Source organism: Collinsella sp. TF07-1, assembly GCF_003437235.1.
In the GTDB taxonomy this organism is placed as follows: Bacteria; Actinomycetota; Coriobacteriia; order Coriobacteriales; family Coriobacteriaceae; genus Collinsella.
The window spans coordinates 1-306 of record NZ_QSRV01000013.1; the positions used below are offsets into that span (position 1 = coordinate 1).

At 68.6% G+C, this 306-nt stretch carries 1 protein-coding gene; it reads right to left on the reverse strand.

Translation table 11 applies throughout. The features are described 5' to 3' along the window. Window positions 1-277, reverse strand: a 277-nt coding sequence (locus tag DXC67_RS10740; RefSeq protein ID WP_369831365.1) for a helix-turn-helix domain-containing protein, incomplete at its 3' end; no start/stop codon positions are given. Between the last annotated feature and the right edge of the window lie 29 nt (window positions 278-306).

The window sequence follows — 306 nt, forward strand, 5'->3', positions numbered from 1 at the left end:
CGCGCTCGCCGCGCCTGGGCTTGGGCGCGGCGACGAACCTGTGCGACGACACCTCGGCGCTCACCGTCGAGGGCGACCTGCCCAGCTCCCTCGCGATCTCCCTGCACGACGCCCTGCGCTCCAGCATCCTCTGGACCGTGTCCCGCTCGTGCCTCGTGAGCCTTCCGTAGGCCCTCGGGACCGCCCTTGCGGAGCCCCTTTTCATCTTTCCGGACATGCCGTCCTCCGATCTCCCGGGGCCGGCCGATCCGGCCCTCAGGGTATCGGGTTCCCACATTCATCCGTACATGTACGGATGAATGTGGG